Raw genomic sequence first — 15851 nt, forward strand, 5'->3', positions numbered from 1 at the left:
ACGCCCTTCAGGCAACCGTCGCTAAAATCAACGATTCGTGTAAATATACACAAATCGTTGATTTTAGCGGCTCGTTGCCCATGACACCCACTGCCGAGCGCCAGCTCACCCTCACCGTGCTCAAGGCCGCCATCCAGGCCTTGGGCAGCGTTGCCGCGCGCAACATGGAAATCCTCCTGCACGACCTCGACCATCCCGAGCACTCGGTGGTGGCTATCGTCAATGGCCACCTTTCCGGTCGCAGCATCGGCAGCCCGATCCTTGCCGCCCCGGAACAGGACCAGGGTTTCAAGGCCCTGATGCAGGCCTCGGCCGACCAGCAGGGTTGTGAGCCGGTGGTGCTGCCCGACTACCCCACTACCCTCAAGGGCCGCACGCTGCGCAGCGCCACCGCGATATTCCGCGACAGCAGCGGGCACCCGTTTGCCAGCCTGTGTGTGAACACCGATGTTACCGGCCTGGACGCGGCCATGCAGTTCCTCCAGCACTTCCAGCCCCTGGGCGCTACGCCGACCGCCACCGAGCCTGCCGACATGGCGCTGCTGATGAGCGAAATCATCCAGGGCGCACTGCAGCGCAACGGCCAAGGGCGAATGAACAAGCAGGCCAAGCTCGAAGCTGTGCGCGTGATGCAGGAGCGTGGCCTGTTCATCGTCAAGGGCGGCGTCGAGAAGGCCGCCAGCGCACTCGGCGTGACCCGCTACACCATCTACAACTACCTCGAACAACTGCGCGGAGCCAGCCTATGACCTTGCACATCCCTACGCCCCTGATCGAATCACGCCCGCTGTCGCTGGCTGCCGGGCGCAACATCTGGCTCAAGCTTGACGCCCTGCAGCCTTGTGGCTCGTTCAAGCTGCGCGGGGTGGGCCACGCCTGCGAGGTTCATTACGCGCAGGGTGCCAGGCACCTGGTGTCGTCCTCGGGGGGCAATGCCGGCCTGGCGGTGGCCTACGCCGGGCGCAAACTGGGGGTGCCGGTGACCGTGGTGGTGCCCGAGACCACCACCGAACGGGCCAAGGAACTGCTGCGCCTGGAAAATGCCAAGGTACTGGTACACGGCAGCTCGTGGCAGGAAGCCAACGAACTGGCACTGACCCTGGTAGGCGCTGGCGATGCCTTCATTCACCCCTTCGACGACCCGCTGCTGTGGGCCGGGCATGCCAGCCTGGTCGACGAAGTGGTTGCGACCGGCTTCAAGCCCGATGCGGTCGTGCTGTCGGTGGGGGGTGGCGGGCTGCTCAGCGGCGTGGTCGAGGGGCTGCAACGCAATGGCTGGGCGGACGTGCCGGTGCTGGCCGTGGAGACGACCGGCGCTGCCTCGCTGCACGCGGCCATGCAAGCCGGGCACACCGTGGCGTTGCCGCGCATTGCCTCGATCGCCGGCTCGCTGGGTGCCAAGCGGGTGGCCGAACAGGCGCTGGCCTGTACGCGTCGGCAACCGGTACACAGCCACCTGGTCAGCGACCGTGCCGCGCTGCAGGCTTGCGAACGCTTTCTGCAAGACCATCGGCTACTGGTGGAGCCCGCCTGTGGCGCCGCGTTGGCGCTGGCCTACGACGCCAGCGCCATGGCGCGTTACCCGAACGTGCTGGTGGTGGTATGCGGGGGTGCTACCGCCACTTTGGAACAGATACAGGCGTGGTTGCGACAGGTCGACTGATACGGGCTGTCATCTGTCTGTTTCCTTTGCCGTGTATCACTGAACCCGACACTGCCGGCGACTCTGCCCGGCAGTGGCAGCCACGCAAAGGAAAAATGCCCTGCGCCCTTTCGATCTGCGGCAAGGGAAGGCACAATGCGTGTCCTTTTTTTGGCCGGCCTGGCCGGGGGCCTTTAAATGATCAAGACGCCGTACTACCTCATCGATAAAACCAAGCTGCTCAGCAACATGGAGAAGATCGCCTACGTGCGCGAACACTCCGGTGCCAAGGCACTGCTCGCCCTCAAGTGCTTTGCCACCTGGTCGGTATTCGACCTGATGCAGCAGTACATGGACGGCACCACCTCGTCTTCCCTGTTCGAGCTCAAGCTCGGCCGCCAGAAGTTTGCCGGCGAGACCCACGCCTACAGCGTGGCCTGGGCCGACGACGAGGTCGAGGAAATGCTCGAGAACTGCGACAAGATCATCTTCAACTCGATCGGCCAGCTGCAACGCTTTGCCGACCAGTCCGAAGGCAAGGTGCGCGGCCTGCGCGTCAACCCGCAGGTCAGCAGCTCCGACTACTTGCTGGCCGACCCGGCCCGGCCGTTCAGCCGCCTGGGCGAATGGGACCCGGCCAAGATCGAGCAGGTGATCGGCCAGATCTCTGGCTTCATGTTCCACAACAACTGCGAGAACGGTGACTTCGGCCTGTTCGACAAGATGCTCACGCACATCGAAGAGCGCTTCGGCCACCTGCTGCACCAGGTCGAGTGGGTCAGCCTGGGCGGCGGCATCCACTTCACCGGTGAAGACTACGCAGTAGACGCCTTCTGCGCGCGCCTCAAGGCCTTCGCGCAAACCTACGGGGTGCAGGTGTACCTGGAGCCTGGCGAAGCCGCCATCACCAACAGCGCCTCGCTGGAAGTGACCGTGCTCGACACCTTGTACAACGGCAAGCACCTGGCCGTGGTCGACAGCTCGATCGAAGCGCACCTGCTCGACCTGCTGATCTACCGCCTGAACGCCAAGATGGCCCCCAACGACGGCGAGCACACCTACATGGTCTGCGGCAAATCGTGCCTGGCCGGTGACATCTTCGGTGAGTACCAGTTCGACCGCCCATTGGCCATTGGCGATCGCCTGTCGTTCGTAGACACGGCCGGTTACACCATGGTCAAGAAAAACTGGTTCAACGGTTTGAAAATGCCGTCCATCGCGGTCAAGCAACTCGACGGCAGCGTCGAGGTCGTCCGTGAGTTCGGTTTTGAAGACTACGTTTCCAGCCTGTCGTAAGGCCGGCTTCCCAAGTAAGGAGCAACAGGTAAATTGAAGAAGAACGTTCTTATCATTGGTGCAGGAGGTGTCGCCAAGGTGGTGGCCCACAAGTGCGCGCAGCATAACGACGAATTGGGTCGTATCGCTATCGCGTCACGGAACATCTCCAAATGCCAGGCCATCATCGACAGCGTCAAGGCCAAGGGTAGCCTCAAGGTTCCCGCCGACATCCAGGCCTTCTCGCTCAATGCCCTCGATGTCGAGGCGACCAAGGCGCTGATCCGCGAGACCGGGTCGCAGATCGTGATCAACGTCGGTTCCGCCTTCCTCAACATGTCGGTGCTGCGTGCCTGCATCGATACCGGTGTCGCCTACCTGGACACCGCCATCCACGAAGAGCCGGGCAAGATCTGCGAGACCCCGCCGTGGTACGGCAACTACGAGTGGAAACACCTCGAAGAGTGCCAACAAAAGAACATTACCGCCATTCTCGGGGTCGGCTTTGACCCGGGTGTGGTCAACAGCTACGCAAAACTTGCGCAGCAACAGTATTTCGACAGCATTGATTCGATCGACATTCTCGACGTCAATGCCGGCTCGCATGGCAAGTACTTCGCCACCAACTTCGACCCGGAAATCAACTTCCGCGAGTTCACCGGGCAAGTGTGGAGCTGGCAGAATAGCCAGTGGACCAGCAACACCATGTTCGAAGTCAAGCGTACCGACGACCTGCCGGTGGTTGGCTCGCAAAACCTGTACCTCACGGGCCATGACGAAGTTCACTCGATTTCGAAGAACCTCAACGTGCCGAATGTGCGCTTCTGGATGAGCTTCGGCGAGCACTACATTAATGTGTTCACGGTGCTGAAAAACCTTGGGCTGCTCAGCGAGCAACCGGTGAAAACGGCCGAAGGCCTGGAAGTGGTGCCGCTGAAAGTGGTCAAGGCCGTGCTGCCAGACCCGGCCTCGCTGGCCCCGGGCTACACCGGCAAGACCTGCATCGGCGACCTGGTCAAAGGCACCAAGAACGGCCAACCGCGCGAAGTGTTCATCTACAACGTGGCCGACCACGAAGAGGCCTACGCCGAAACCGATAGCCAGGGCATCTCCTACACCGCAGGCGTACCGCCAGTGGCTGCGGCCCTGCTGGTTGCCCGTGGCGAGTGGGATGCCAAACGCATGGTCAACGTCGAGGAACTGCCAGCCGAGCCGTTCCTCAAGGCGCTGGACGTGATGGGCCTGCCGACCCGCGTCAAGGATGAAAAAGGTGATCGTCCTTGGGACGCTGAAGCCTAAGCGGTAACAAGAAGGGGCGCCACTGTGGCGCCCCTTCTGCTTTCGCTGGCCGCTTACGCTTCAGTTGGCCTCGGCCGTGAGCTTCGCGCGCTCACCGAGTTTTTCCAGCAGCGCCTTGGCCAGGGCCTTGTCCGAGAACGGGTTTTGCCCGGTAATCAACTCGCGATCCACCACCACATTCGGTTGCCAGGCCTTGGCATAACCCATGTCGCCTCCGGCCATCGCCATCGCGTTCGCCGGGTAGAACAACAAGCGCTGGTCCTTGAGCGAACGCTCGAACACCTGCTCCTCCGGGTCAGAGAAGATGGTCATCTTGTAGCCCTGGTACACCCAGTCTTTGGCTGCAGCCGGCTCCCCACGCGCCAGCGCGGCCTGGTAGCCGACCGGGTCCTGCTGCGCCGACAGCAAAGCGATCGGGCCGTGGCAGATAGCCGCTGTGGGTTTGCCTGCCTGGTGGAAATGCCGCAACAAGGTGCCGACATCCGGGTTATTGGCCAAGTCGATCAAAGGCGCGTGGCCGCCGGGGATGAACAGCCCGGCATAGCGGTCGAGGTCGCCAGCCAGCACTTCTTTCACCGACAGGGTATCGCCGATGTCTGGCAGGCCCTGCACCACCTTTTCAATCCGGCGCATCTCTGTGGCATCACCGGCGAAATACTGTGGGTCGACCGAGCGCGGATCCACGCGCGGGGCATTACCCTTGGGTGTCACCAGCACCAGGCGGTAGCCAGCCTTGAGCAATTGGTCGGCGGGCACACCGAACTCATTGAGATAATAGCCGGTGGCGTAGTGTTCGCCGTTCTGCAACGGCAGCTGGTGTTCGCTGGACAGCAGCACCAGTACTTCGCCTTTGGGCGCCGATTGGGCACCACCGGCAAGCAACGCGCCGGTGACTGCCAGCGCCAGTGTGGTCAGCTTCTTCATGCGTCAACTCCTGATCAGGCAAGCGCCTGCAATACCAAAGTGGCGGAGCGCAAGGTGTAATTGGCAGCTCCGGGTCAGTCATCACTGGGGGAATCCTACCGCTACGGCTATGATTCGATAATTCTAAAGTGATCATGGCTGCCATTCGGAATATGAATATCGCCAACAAGGACTTGAACCTGCTCTATCTGTTCCATGTGCTTTACCAGGAGCGCAGCGCCACGCTCGCCGCCCAACGTATGGCGCTCAGCCAGCCCGCACTCAGCCACAAGCTCGGCAAATTGCGAGACCAGCTTGGCGACCCCCTGTTCGTGCGTGCGCCCAGAGGGCTTACCCCCACACCGCGGGCGCATGAGCTGGCGCCTGAGGTAGAACGCCTGGTAGCGGGCCTGGAAGGCTTCTATGAACGCTGCGAGGGGCAAGACTTTCTCGCCCGCCCTGCCCGCGTACACCTGTACAGCACCGATTATGTGGAGCAGACACTGCTGCCCAGGCTGTTACCAATACTGCGCAGCCAAGCGCCCAACCTGACGCTGGTTACACACAACACCCGGGGCGCGTTACCCCGAGAAGCGCTGGAAAAAGGCACCTGTGACCTGGCTGTCGCCGGCTTCTACACCGACCTGCCCGACACCTTCCATCAGCAGCGGCTGCTCAGGGAGCAGTTCGTAGTGCCTGCCTCGCGCAACCATCCAGGCCTGGGTTGCGGCCTGGACCTGGACACATTTCTGGCCAGCGACCATCTGCTCACCACCCTGACCGGTGACCTTGATGGGCTGGTTGATCGCGCCCTGCACAGCCAGGGCAAGCAACGCCGGGTGGTGGCAGGCCTGTCCAGCTTCATCGCACCCATGCGCTTGCTGCGGGGTACCGACCTGCTTCTGACCTGCCTGCGCTCGCTGGCCCTCGAAGCTATCGACCGTGACGAGGACCTGCGCATGTTCCCGCTACCGCTGGAGCTGCCGCCCGTGGAGGTGATGCAGATCTGGCATGCGCGTACCCATGCCGATCCCTTGCGGCGCTGGCTTCGCCAGCAGCTGTGGACCGTGGCCCAGCAATAGGGATGTTTCTGACGAAAGTAGTCGGGTATGGCGAACAACCTCTTGCAATCCGTAAGATCTCAAAATACTGTATGAATATTCAGTACAGCGAGACGCCCCCATGCAACTCATCGCCAAACTCGGTATTTTGGCCGACGCTGCCAAGTACGACGCTTCCTGCGCCAGCAGCGGCGCGCCCAAGCGCAATTCGCGCGGTGGCGATGGCCTGGGTGCTACCAATGGCATGGGTATTTGTCACAGCTATACGCCCGACGGCCGCTGCGTGTCGCTGCTGAAGGTGCTGCTGACCAATTTTTGCCTATACGACTGCCAGTACTGTGTCAACCGCCGCTCCAGCAACGTGCCTCGGGCACGTTTCAGCCCGGAAGAGGTAGTGCGCCTGACCTTGGATTTCTATCGACGCAACTGCATCAGCGGCCTGTTCCTCAGCTCTGGCATCATCCGTTCGGCGGACTACACCATGGAGCAGCTGATTCGCGTGGCCCGGCTGTTGCGCGAAGAACACAACTTCCGCGGCTACATCCACCTGAAGACCATCCCCGACGCCGACCCGCTGCTGATCGAAGAAGCCGGGCGCCTGGCCGACCGGCTCAGCGTCAACATCGAGCTGCCGACCGACGACAGCCTCAAGCGCCTGGCACCCGAAAAGCAGGCACACACCATTCGCCAGGCCATGGGCGTCATTCACCAGGGGCAGCAAGCCGTAGCCAATGAACCCAGGGCACCGCGCTTTACCCCGGCGGGGCAAAGTACCCAGGTCATCGTCGGTGCCGACAGCACCGATGACAGCACCTTGTTGCGCAATGCCGAATCGCTTTACCAGGGTTACGGCCTCAAGCGGGTGTACTACTCCGCGTTCAGCCCGATCCCCGACAGCCCAGGCAGCGTGCCGTTGGCCGCCCCCCCACTGTTGCGCGAGCACCGCTTGTACCAGGCTGACTTCCTGCTCCGGGGCTATGGCTACAAGGCGGGTGAGCTGCTGGGTCAGCACGGTAACCTGGCACTGGACATCGACCCCAAGCTGGCCTGGGCGCTGGCCAACCGCGAGGTATTCCCCTTGGACGTGAACCGCGCCGAGCCGGCGCTGCTGGCACGCATACCCGGCATAGGCCTGCGCAGCGTGCAGCGCCTGGTGGCCTTGCGCCGGGAACGGCGTATCCGCTATGACGACCTGATTCAGCTGCGCTGCGTGCTGGACAAGGCGCGCCCGTTCATCGTCACCAGCGATTACCGCCCGGCACAGGCCGAACTGCGCAGCGGGTTGCTGCGTGCACGCCTGCGCGAACCGCAGGCACCGGTGCAAATGGGGTTGTGGGGGTGATTGCGCTCGACTGCGACGACCTGTTCGCCACATGGCGTGAACAGGCGCGGGTGTTACTGGGGCATGGCATCGACCCTTCGGAAATCACCTGGAACCAGGGTCCCATGGCGGATTTGCTGGCTGTACCCTCAGCGCTGCCTGCCGGCCCTGGCCCCTTCCGGGCCAAAGTCCCGGCCCAGTTGTTGGGGCAGTTGGAACTGGCCTCTCGCTACCGTGGCGAGCAACGCTGGAACCTGCTGTACGAAGTGCTGTGGCGTGTCGCCCACGGCGACCGCACCGCAATGCTGGCGGGGGACCGCCTGGGCAGTGAGTTGCAACGGCGCATCAAGCAGGTAACGCGCGAAGCCCATCATTTGCATGCTTTTGTGCGCTTCGTGCCGCTGCCCGAAGCGGTGGCTGGGCAGTTGCAACTGGACCTGGTGGCTTACCACGAGCCGGCACATGATGTTCTGCAGAGCGCCAGTGCACACTTCGCCGACCGCCTGGGCAAGTTGCGCTGGCTGATCGCTACGCCTCAGGATGGCATTCGCTTCGACGGTGCCGGGTTCGACTATCAACGACGCTGCCCGGTGCAATGGCGGCAGTGGGCGCGCAGTGCCGAAGACCCAGGGGCCGAGCTGTGGCGCACCTATTATCGCCATACGTTCAACCCTGCCCGCCTCAACCCTGATGCCCTGCGTCTGCACATGCCGGGGCGGTTCTGGCGGCACTTGCCGGAAGGCATGCTGATACCCCAGCTCGAGGGCCTGGCACGCCAAGGCAAGCAGCGGGACGGCCAGGCGCTGGAAGTGGCTGCGCAGGCCGGCAAAAAGATCAGCAAGGCTGGGCGGTGATGCACGCCAGCCATGCTGTGCGCGCAAATCGCCTCACTCCAGCAACCAGCCTGCATCGCCTTCATCCAGCACGCCGCCATGATCAGTCCTGTCCCCCTTGCGCGCGACGGCAGCCCCCTCGATCAGGAAGTGCTCGGCCCCGCTTTCGATTACCGCACCGCAGGTAGTCCGGTCCCCCACCCTGGCCACTGCGCTGCCGTTGAATGTATACCCAGCACTCCCGCTCTCGACCTGGTTAGCGCCATGCAATGGGCAGAGATGTCGATGACCGACAAGCACAACAGGTTTCATCGCGCTTCGCCTGCGTGCGGTGCGGTACGTGATTCGCGATCAATCGCCACTGGCCAGTAAACCTTCGGCGCCAGGCAGTGCATGTGGCTCAGACCATCATCATCATTCCAGTCGCGCGCGGGATGTACGAACTTCGGGAGGGCCTCGGGGCCTTGCTGCATGAACAGTCTGGCGATGGCCCAGTAGGCTTCGCCGTGGTAGAGGTCGTGGCTGAAAAACACGCGGTCAATGACTTCGCTGGTTTCCGGGTTACGGACCGACAGCATGACGTTTTCGATCAGACCGCCATGGCCGGGGGCGTAGATTCGGTAAACCTCGGCGGTAACGTCATCCCAGTTGTAGGCAACGGGTTTCACGCCCCAATGCTTTCGGCTGCAAACAAAGAATCGATTGAACCTGTATTGGTAAAGATAAATTCTTCGGCGCAGTCTATTGAAACGAATGGGCTCGTCTCTTGGAAGCACAAAATCAAGCTTGATGTAGGGCGATAGCACCCACGCCACGAGTAGCGGCGCAAGCAAGATAACAATATTCGTTATCCAGTCCCCCTGCCAATTGTCGAAAACCAGCCAATACGTGAACAACGTCATTCCACCACCCGCAATAAGAGCGGCAGAGCCTATCAGCGCACCTAGCCCCCGCGGACGAACAGTAGCCCTTGGCAACTCCAAATAGACATTATCGTAATAATTGGGCGGAGGGTTAATTTTTTGTGGTTCATGCTTGAACGTTGGCCTTTCTTCGATACCGGGTAAATCATGACTCCAACCCAATTGCCGATATGCTAATGGTCTGTGCTTGACGCTCATGCATTCTCCGCCTGCACCCGACTTTCGAGGCGTGCGCTTGAAATATTTTTATCTGGCCAATACGCAACCGTCAGTGTGGCCGATTTAATGGTGTGCGCACCAGCGGTCGGCATTAGCGCTATCACACCAGTCAATTCTAATGACGGCGCGCTTTCTGGATGCGCATGCACACTTTCCATCAATGAAACATCGGGGCGATAGTCCGGAAAACGTGGAGCGGCGAAATTTGAAAACTTGTTTGTTTGGGTGAGAAACTCCGGGCAATCAGAATTATAGCTGCCGGATGCTACCAACTCTCCACTATGGCAGTCAGGAAACTCACCATCACCTGCGCGATGTACTAGTAACGTCCAATCGTACCCTGAATTGACCTCGTCATACCGGGGCAAGCTAATTTGAAATTTTATTTTTTGCTCAACAACCAAGCCGGCCATCCCACCGACTTTGCGCATTGCGATATCGCTGACCAGAACCGAGTCGAAATTCAGTCCAATTTTAAGTCCAAGAGTTGCAGCATTAAGCTCCGCAATGGCTATATCTGCCCACGCCACCGAATCCCAACGAACGTTAGGAATTTCACCACCCTTGCCAAACAAACTACGACTGAGCCATAACTCAAGAGGGTTGAGCTCGTTGTTTTCCGCCATCCTTCTATAAGTGTAAGCGGAGAGTGTCAGTACTATCGCAACGCCCAAAGGCCCTGCAATCAAAGGTGACGCGACCGCCAGTGCAAACGCTGCAGAACCACCCAGATAAAGCACGCCTGATAGAGCGTATTGTTTGCTCGACATAATGCTACCCGACTTGACGGCGCGTTTTGATGCGGCAAACGCTTGGGCAACGTCAAACACCCCAGCCACTGAACTTATCAATGCGCCTAAACTTATGAGGAAACCTCCTACAACGGCGGCTCCCCTCGCCCAGGGCGCTTGCAGATGACGAATGCTCGTTCGCAGAACAAGCCCCACGAATTCGATTTGCCCCCCAAGCACACCCAGTTGCGAACCCTGCAGCGCCAATTTGGCCTCGTAAGCCTTGGGCCCAATCTCTGCCTCGGCCTTTTCTTGATTCCTGGTCAGGCTGTCATACTGCAAATACAACCCACCGATCCCGAGTAGTACCTCCCAACTGCCTGCAACCCCGCGCAGGCCTGAGAAACCGCCACGCACCAGCTGGCTGGCCTGGTGCGCAGTTATCTTCATCCCGTCAAGCAACTTGCGGGCATTGCTGTCGAGGGTACCTGCCGCGACCGAGATATCCACCATGGCCGCGTGCGCCGCACTGCTCGCCTGAGTCAGCTTGATGCTGGCCGCTTCGACTAACCGGCCATGCACTTGCGCAGCCGTGCCTTCGACCCAGACCGTGACACTGATCACGGTGTTGGTCAGACGAGGGTCGAGCAGCGCAAGGCTCATCAACCCGTGCTGCAGAATCGGCCGGACCTTGCGCATCGCCTTGAGCGAACCAACTTCAAAGTCATCGACACTGCGATACATACGGTCTCTCGCCTCAGCGAGGGAGGCATTTGCGCGGTGCTGCAACTGGCGTAAGTGCGCACTTTGCAAGGCGTAGTACTCGCCCAGCTTCATCTTCACTTCAAGCTCGATCAGTTGCACCCCGTTGTAAAGAAACTGGATTGCGCTGTTCAGGTGCCGAACAGCGTTGTGAATGCCTGGCCCGAGGCTAGGCGCCAGGCGTTGACTGGCGGCATTCACCGCGCTCTGCGTTTCGGCGATGGCCTGCTTCAAGCTATTTCGCATGCGTAAACCGGCATCGTCGCTGGCGATGACCTTGCTCAACATGCCGAAGAGCTTGTCGCTGTCGTTCCAGTTGATTGCCTGGTCACCTGAAAAACTGGGGAACAGCGCGGCCAGCAAAGCGTTGTCACGCATCAGCAGCGCGCGGTAGGGAGGGCTGTCGGGGTTTTGTAGCCATACCTGCCACAGCCGTTCGCTGGTACCGGCTGGTGGCTGGCGGGGTTCAAGGCTGGCCACCACGGCCTCTGTGACACCACCGCCCAAGCACAGCCCCATGGTCTTGGTATAGGCCACACCGGACTCGCGATCACGGCCGTCATAGTCGTGGCGCTCGGCCACCTTGAACATCGGGGTATCGAATAATGCAACATAGGCCTGCGCGTCCTGGTCGATGTAGCGCTGGAACTCGGCATCCTGCGCCTCGTACTCAGCTTGGAAAGCAGCCCGCTGCGGCTCGTGGTAGCGCTCTTCTAGACGGGCATCACTTTCCAGCTGCGCACGCTCGACCAAACGCTGTCGCTCGACTGCCGGGTCCACGAAAATTGGTGGCCCGTCGCCGGTCACCGGCTGCAGCGACGGCACCCCTTGTGCCGCCCACTCCCGGTGCGTGGCGCGGATCACCTGTACTATCTGCGACGTCTGCAACTGGTACGCGCGTAGTGGGTCCTCACGCCAGACCTGGCGCTTCACTACCCAGCTCAGCCGTTGGTGGTTATATTCCTGGATGAGACCTACGGTGTCGTCCAGCACCAGCGCCAACACACCGTTTGCCAACTGGTGGCGGTCCGATGCATTGACCACGTAACCACGCAGGGCAAACCTGCGCAGCCAACGACTGTGGAAACCATGCACGCTGTCGAACGGTGCGCACGCCTGCTGGCTGTACTCGAACACCTGGGTGTCAACTTGCAACTGGTCGGCCGTCATCGCCAGGCCCAGCAATTGCGGATGGGTACGCGCCTGGGTCAGATCAATCCCTACGAAGCGGTGCCTTGGTGCCACGCCTTGCTTGTAGGCGTTCAGCACACTCACCGGCCAGGCATCACTGGAAAAGGCCAGCCAGGCACTGTTGTATTTGTCGGTGTCGATCGTGACGAAGGCCGCGGGAATATCGTGGTTTTCCTGCGCACATTTTTCCGGCAGTGGCCCAGGTGGGCCAGCTGGGGGCGCATAGGGGTCAAAGCGTCGCAGATGGCCCTGTGCGCTGACGGCGTAGGCTTGCCAGACCTGCTGGTCAAGCAAGACATACAGGTAGCCCATGGGTAACGTGCGCAGGCCAGGCTTGGCGCAGATGTGCAAATGCCCCGCCACGGTAGTGACGCACTCCGGTCGGGTATCCGGGACCAGCGCACGGCGCAGGGGCAGAATGGGCAGCCCCTGGCGCTGACAAGCCATGCAGTGGTCATCCGGCAGCCCTGCTTCAGCGACAGCCAGGGCGATTCGTTGACTGATGGTCATGCAAGGCGCTCCGCTTCCGGCAGGGATTGGATCAGGTGCCGCCAATGCGCCTCGGAGTAGCGGGCAAGCAACGGCGCTAGCGCGCGCTGCTCTTGGCAGGCTACATCTATCAGGCCGCGCACGGCGGCAAGGGAGGTTAGCTGGGGATGAATGCACAGCTGGTGCAGGGCCAGCACCACGATATCTTCGGGGTTGGTCAAGCCCAAGGCGCGCGCTTCCTGGATATGGTTGCCGGCTCGTACAGCCGCAAACGACGGTATCTGACACTGAAAGCTATTGTTCACGCCTGCTCGCAGAGCGCTCAAGCTCCGCAATACGCGCTCGACCAATGCTCCATCCGCTTGCATGCGCCAGACAGACGCGGGCAGCAGACAGCGCTGCCCGCTCTGCCCCTTGAGGTTCAGCAACTGCCCACTGCTGTTGAGGAACAACCAGCGGCTGATGGGCCACCACGGCGCACGCTCCCCTTGCTTGAACGTTGCCGCAAGCAGCTCCAGGCGTATCGGCTCGTAGACCGGATAGAAGCTCAGTGCCTGGGCCCTGTCGTGTAACCGGCACAAGCGACTGAGGTGAGCTGCGATGTCGGCTGCTGGCTGTTCACTGAACACCCAGCCGCATACGTAGCGCCTTGGCTGAAACAACCCACGCACGGCTGCCCGGGCGGTCAATTTCAATATTGCGCGGCTGGGCAGCGCACCGGGCACAGCCAGGCATACCAGTACAGGATGCAGGTGCGGCACATGCGCCAGGTCGGGCCTGGGTACATGCATCAAAGCGCTCGCCCCCAATGCCTCGCGAAGCTGGGCGAGCAAGGCTGGATCGCCTTTGTCCTCGGGCGCGAGGGGGTCGACCAACACATAGCTGTACAGGGTGGGCGCATGCTGCTGTTCGATCACGTGGGCCAGTTCATCAGCCGTCATCAGAGCTTTCCCTCACAGGTGCTGGCAGCGTTCGGCGTCAATGTCAGCGACGTAGCGCTGCCTGCCCCCTGCGCAGTCGCCTGGGTTTGCCCCATCAGGTTCAGTGTCTGGCCATTGAGGGTGATACCGCGCCGGTCCAGCACGATGCAGCCACCTGGGGTTTTCAACTCTATGCGCTCACTGGCATGCAGCTGATACACCGTAGTGCGCTGCTGCATGCCGTTGCCGACTTCGACCCGTTGAGCACCTTGGACCACCAAGGCGCTGTCCTTGCCGACGAGAACCTGCTGACAGCCCAGGGTCGCTTCACTGCGGTTGTTACCGACCTGGTGCGTCAGGTCATGCTTGATCTCGACCTGGCAGTTCTGCCCGATAAACTGGTTGTGGTTGCCCCCGGTTTCCTGGCGATAGTGGTTACCGATGCTAAGTTGCTGATCATTGCCCACCTGCTCCAGCCGATTGCGCCCGACACGCGTGGTTTCGTCGTTGCCGACCACCGTTTTGTAGTCGCGCTGGGCATGAATGAACACCTCCTCCCTGCCCAGTTCATCCTCGAAGCGCAGCTCATTGAAGCCATTGCCCTTGTGGGTCTGGCTCTTGATGGTCATGCGGGTTTTGTGCTCCGGCAGGTCATACGGCGGAAGCTGATCACCGCAGTAGGTACGCCCGATGATCAGCGGCTGGTCGGGGTCGGCATTGACGTACTGGATGATCACGTCCTGGCCAATGCGCGGGATGGCCATCGAGCCCCAACTGCCGCCTGCCCAGCTTTGCGAAACCCGGACCCAGCAAGAGCTGAACTCATTGCCCTTGCTCTCCCGATCCCAGGGAAAACTGACCTTGACCCGGCCCCACTCGTCACAGTAGATCTCTTCGCCGGGCGGGCCGACCACGGTGGCCATGTGCGGGCCATCGATACGGGGTTTGGCCAAGGGTGCCGGGCGCCATTCGCGAGTGCCCGGCACCAGCATGGCACGCTGCACGTAGCGGGTGCCCTGGTCGGCGCTGCCTGCCTCTTCCTGCAGGCTGGTGAACTGCACGCCTTCATGGTGCACGCGGATCGGCCGCCAATGCACGTTCAGGTCTGCGCGCGGGTGCCCGACAAGCGTGAAACTCAGCCCTGGTTGCAGGCGCACATCATCGCCCTGCACCTCGGCAACATGCGCGTCGTGGCGCAGCGCCGCGAGGCGCGTGGCCGTGAACGGTACGCCGACCGCGTCCCGCTTGTAGCGCCCAGGGTAGTCGAAACGCTCGTAGGCCAGCGTTTGATGGGGGATGCTGCTGTCAGCGGCCCGATGCTCCTGGCGGTAGCGCGGGTGGGTGAAGGTGTAGTCCCGCTGCACCTGCCGGGTGCTGCGGACCTGCTCGCTGTAACGCAGGCGCCGCAGGCACGGCACGGCCTGATCACCACCGCTGTTGGCGTGATACAGCACGTGGTCGGGGCCGATATCACCCTCATCTACCGCTTGTGGATCATCGGCCCGGACCGCGCCCCGGTTGATAGTCCCAAACGCCAGCAGCCGATCGGTAATGACCAGGCGGTGCTGTTGTGGCGTGTGCTCGAAGCGGTAGACAAAGCCCTCTTCGGCTGCCAGCCGGGCGATGAAGTCGAGGTCGGTTTCACCGGCCTGGACGCAGAATTCGCGGACCTGATGATCGCCGAGGCTCTTGATTGCGAAGCGGTTGATGCCCTGGCGCTGCAACATCAGTTCAATAATCTGCGGCACAGTCTTGTGCTGGAAGATGCGCCAGTTCGAACGCAGCCTGGCGCGGGCCAGCTGCGGCTCTACCAACGCGTGGTAGTGGGTACGAAACCTGCCGGTCTCGCCTTGGCTGAAACTGCTGACCAGGCCGTGCACATGGCGCAGCGGCTGCTCGCCACGCCAGACCGTGAACAGCACGGGCTTGTCGAGCAGCAGGCCGAAGTCGACATCTGCGTCGAAACTGATCAGTTCCAGATGCAGTTGGAACGGCGCGCTGATGGCCTCGTCGAGTTCGAACGAAACCACTTCGAACTCAACCCGGCCGGCCAGGGCCTCGAAGCTGAACCGCAGATCGGACTGGCTAGGCATGCGGACTCCCGGCTACCACCTTGAGACAAGGCTGTCGAGCGACTGCAGCACTCCGGCGCTGCTCAGCGCTCAGGCGAAATCGGTAGCAACAGAAGGCCCCGCGTCCTTGAGGTGGGTGGTGCATGAAGAGGTCCTTGTCTTCCGGCAAACTGAAGACATGAACGCTATCGGGGAACCGATTCTGCGAGA

The 15851-nt window shown here is 61.4% G+C and carries 13 protein-coding genes; 7 read left to right on the plus strand and 6 right to left on the minus strand.

Annotation, left to right across the window (positions count from 1 at the left end; genetic code table 11):
* The first annotated feature begins 80 nt into the window (after positions 1-80).
* From EGJ22_RS02230 to EGJ22_RS02245, 4 genes are all read left to right on the plus strand, one after another.
* Positions 81-749 (plus strand): transcriptional regulator, encoded by a 669-nt coding sequence (locus EGJ22_RS02230; RefSeq protein ID WP_050492191.1) that lies wholly within the window; start codon positions 81-83, stop codon positions 747-749.
* A complete protein-coding gene (locus tag EGJ22_RS02235) occupies positions 746-1663 on the plus strand; it encodes a pyridoxal-phosphate dependent enzyme (protein WP_029885774.1) in 918 nt (305 codons plus the stop codon). Before EGJ22_RS02230 ends, EGJ22_RS02235 begins: the two co-directional genes overlap by 4 nt.
* A 177-nt stretch (positions 1664-1840) precedes the next feature.
* Complete coding sequence (locus tag EGJ22_RS02240; RefSeq protein ID WP_009686603.1) at positions 1841-2938, plus strand: carboxynorspermidine decarboxylase; 1098 nt, start codon at positions 1841-1843, stop codon at positions 2936-2938.
* A 33-nt stretch (positions 2939-2971) separates the two neighbouring features.
* On the plus strand, positions 2972-4216 hold the full coding sequence (locus EGJ22_RS02245) for a saccharopine dehydrogenase family protein (protein ID WP_029885773.1): 1245 nt from the start codon (positions 2972-2974) through the stop codon (positions 4214-4216).
* 60 nt (positions 4217-4276) lie between these two features.
* Here EGJ22_RS02245 and EGJ22_RS02250 read toward each other — a convergent pair whose 3' ends face one another.
* Positions 4277-5140, minus strand: a complete 864-nt coding sequence (locus EGJ22_RS02250; protein WP_029885772.1) for a type 1 glutamine amidotransferase domain-containing protein — start codon at positions 5138-5140, stop codon at positions 4277-4279.
* A gap of 152 nt (positions 5141-5292) precedes the next feature.
* Between EGJ22_RS02250 and EGJ22_RS02255 the strand changes: the two genes are divergently transcribed.
* The 3 genes from EGJ22_RS02255 (at position 5293) to EGJ22_RS02265 (ending at position 8355) form a co-directional block, all read left to right on the plus strand.
* Positions 5293-6201, plus strand: a complete 909-nt coding sequence (locus EGJ22_RS02255; RefSeq protein WP_029885771.1) for a LysR family transcriptional regulator — start codon at positions 5293-5295, stop codon at positions 6199-6201.
* Between the two features lie 100 nt (positions 6202-6301).
* Positions 6302-7522: a putative DNA modification/repair radical SAM protein gene (locus EGJ22_RS02260; RefSeq protein WP_009686599.1), complete on the plus strand. Its 1221-nt coding sequence runs from the start codon at positions 6302-6304 to the stop codon at positions 7520-7522.
* Positions 7513-8355, plus strand: a complete 843-nt coding sequence (locus tag EGJ22_RS02265) for a TIGR03915 family putative DNA repair protein (RefSeq protein ID WP_029885770.1) — start codon at positions 7513-7515, stop codon at positions 8353-8355. The genes EGJ22_RS02260 and EGJ22_RS02265 overlap by 10 nt, the downstream gene beginning before the upstream one ends.
* Positions 8356-8388: 33 nt before the next feature.
* Here EGJ22_RS02265 and EGJ22_RS02270 read toward each other — a convergent pair whose 3' ends face one another.
* Genes EGJ22_RS02270 through EGJ22_RS02290 form a run of 5 tightly spaced genes read right to left on the minus strand, consistent with a single transcriptional unit; the run spans position 8389 to position 15662 of the window.
* On the minus strand, positions 8389-8646 hold the full coding sequence (locus EGJ22_RS02270) for a PAAR domain-containing protein (RefSeq protein ID WP_009686597.1): 258 nt from the start codon (positions 8644-8646) through the stop codon (positions 8389-8391).
* Positions 8643-9455: a DUF6708 domain-containing protein gene (locus EGJ22_RS02275; protein WP_318282550.1), complete on the minus strand. Its 813-nt coding sequence runs from the start codon at positions 9453-9455 to the stop codon at positions 8643-8645. The genes EGJ22_RS02270 and EGJ22_RS02275 overlap by 4 nt, the downstream gene beginning before the upstream one ends.
* A complete protein-coding gene (locus EGJ22_RS02280) occupies positions 9452-12670 on the minus strand; it encodes a T6SS effector BTH_I2691 family protein (protein ID WP_125920113.1) in 3219 nt (1072 codons plus the stop codon). The genes EGJ22_RS02275 and EGJ22_RS02280 overlap by 4 nt, the downstream gene beginning before the upstream one ends.
* The gene (locus tag EGJ22_RS02285; RefSeq protein ID WP_029885767.1) at positions 12667-13590 is read right to left on the minus strand and encodes a hypothetical protein; all 924 of its coding nucleotides are present in this window, start codon (positions 13588-13590) and stop codon (positions 12667-12669) included. The genes EGJ22_RS02280 and EGJ22_RS02285 overlap by 4 nt, the downstream gene beginning before the upstream one ends.
* Positions 13590-15662: a type VI secretion system Vgr family protein gene (locus tag EGJ22_RS02290; protein WP_029885766.1), complete on the minus strand. Its 2073-nt coding sequence runs from the start codon at positions 15660-15662 to the stop codon at positions 13590-13592. Before EGJ22_RS02290 ends, EGJ22_RS02285 begins: the two co-directional genes overlap by 1 nt.
* Positions 15663-15851 lie beyond the last annotated feature (189 nt).

This window comes from Pseudomonas sp. p99-361, assembly GCF_003935475.1.
In the GTDB taxonomy this organism is placed as follows: domain Bacteria; phylum Pseudomonadota; class Gammaproteobacteria; order Pseudomonadales; family Pseudomonadaceae; genus Aquipseudomonas; species Aquipseudomonas juntendi.

Excerpts from the sequence above, each read along its gene's own strand:
- EGJ22_RS02235 (WP_029885774.1), top strand. The coding sequence starts at position 746 with ATGACCTTGCACATCCCTACGCCCCTGATCGAATCACGCCCGCTGTCG.
- EGJ22_RS02230 (WP_050492191.1), top strand. The coding sequence starts at position 81 with ATGACACCCACTGCCGAGCGCCAGCTCACCCTCACCGTGCTCAAGGCC.
- EGJ22_RS02285 (WP_029885767.1), bottom strand. The coding sequence starts at position 13,590 with ATGACGGCTGATGAACTGGCCCACGTGATCGAACAGCAGCATGCGCCC.
- EGJ22_RS02255 (WP_029885771.1), top strand. The coding sequence starts at position 5,293 with ATGAATATCGCCAACAAGGACTTGAACCTGCTCTATCTGTTCCATGTG.
- EGJ22_RS02250 (WP_029885772.1), bottom strand. The coding sequence starts at position 5,140 with ATGAAGAAGCTGACCACACTGGCGCTGGCAGTCACCGGCGCGTTGCTT.
- EGJ22_RS02280 (WP_125920113.1), bottom strand. The coding sequence starts at position 12,670 with ATGACCATCAGTCAACGAATCGCCCTGGCTGTCGCTGAAGCAGGGCTG.
- EGJ22_RS02240 (WP_009686603.1), top strand. The coding sequence starts at position 1,841 with ATGATCAAGACGCCGTACTACCTCATCGATAAAACCAAGCTGCTCAGC.
- EGJ22_RS02275 (WP_318282550.1), bottom strand. The coding sequence starts at position 9,455 with ATGAGCGTCAAGCACAGACCATTAGCATATCGGCAATTGGGTTGGAGT.
- EGJ22_RS02290 (WP_029885766.1), bottom strand. The coding sequence starts at position 15,662 with ATGCCTAGCCAGTCCGATCTGCGGTTCAGCTTCGAGGCCCTGGCCGGC.
- EGJ22_RS02270 (WP_009686597.1), bottom strand. The coding sequence starts at position 8,646 with ATGAAACCTGTTGTGCTTGTCGGTCATCGACATCTCTGCCCATTGCAT.
- EGJ22_RS02260 (WP_009686599.1), top strand. The coding sequence starts at position 6,302 with ATGCAACTCATCGCCAAACTCGGTATTTTGGCCGACGCTGCCAAGTAC.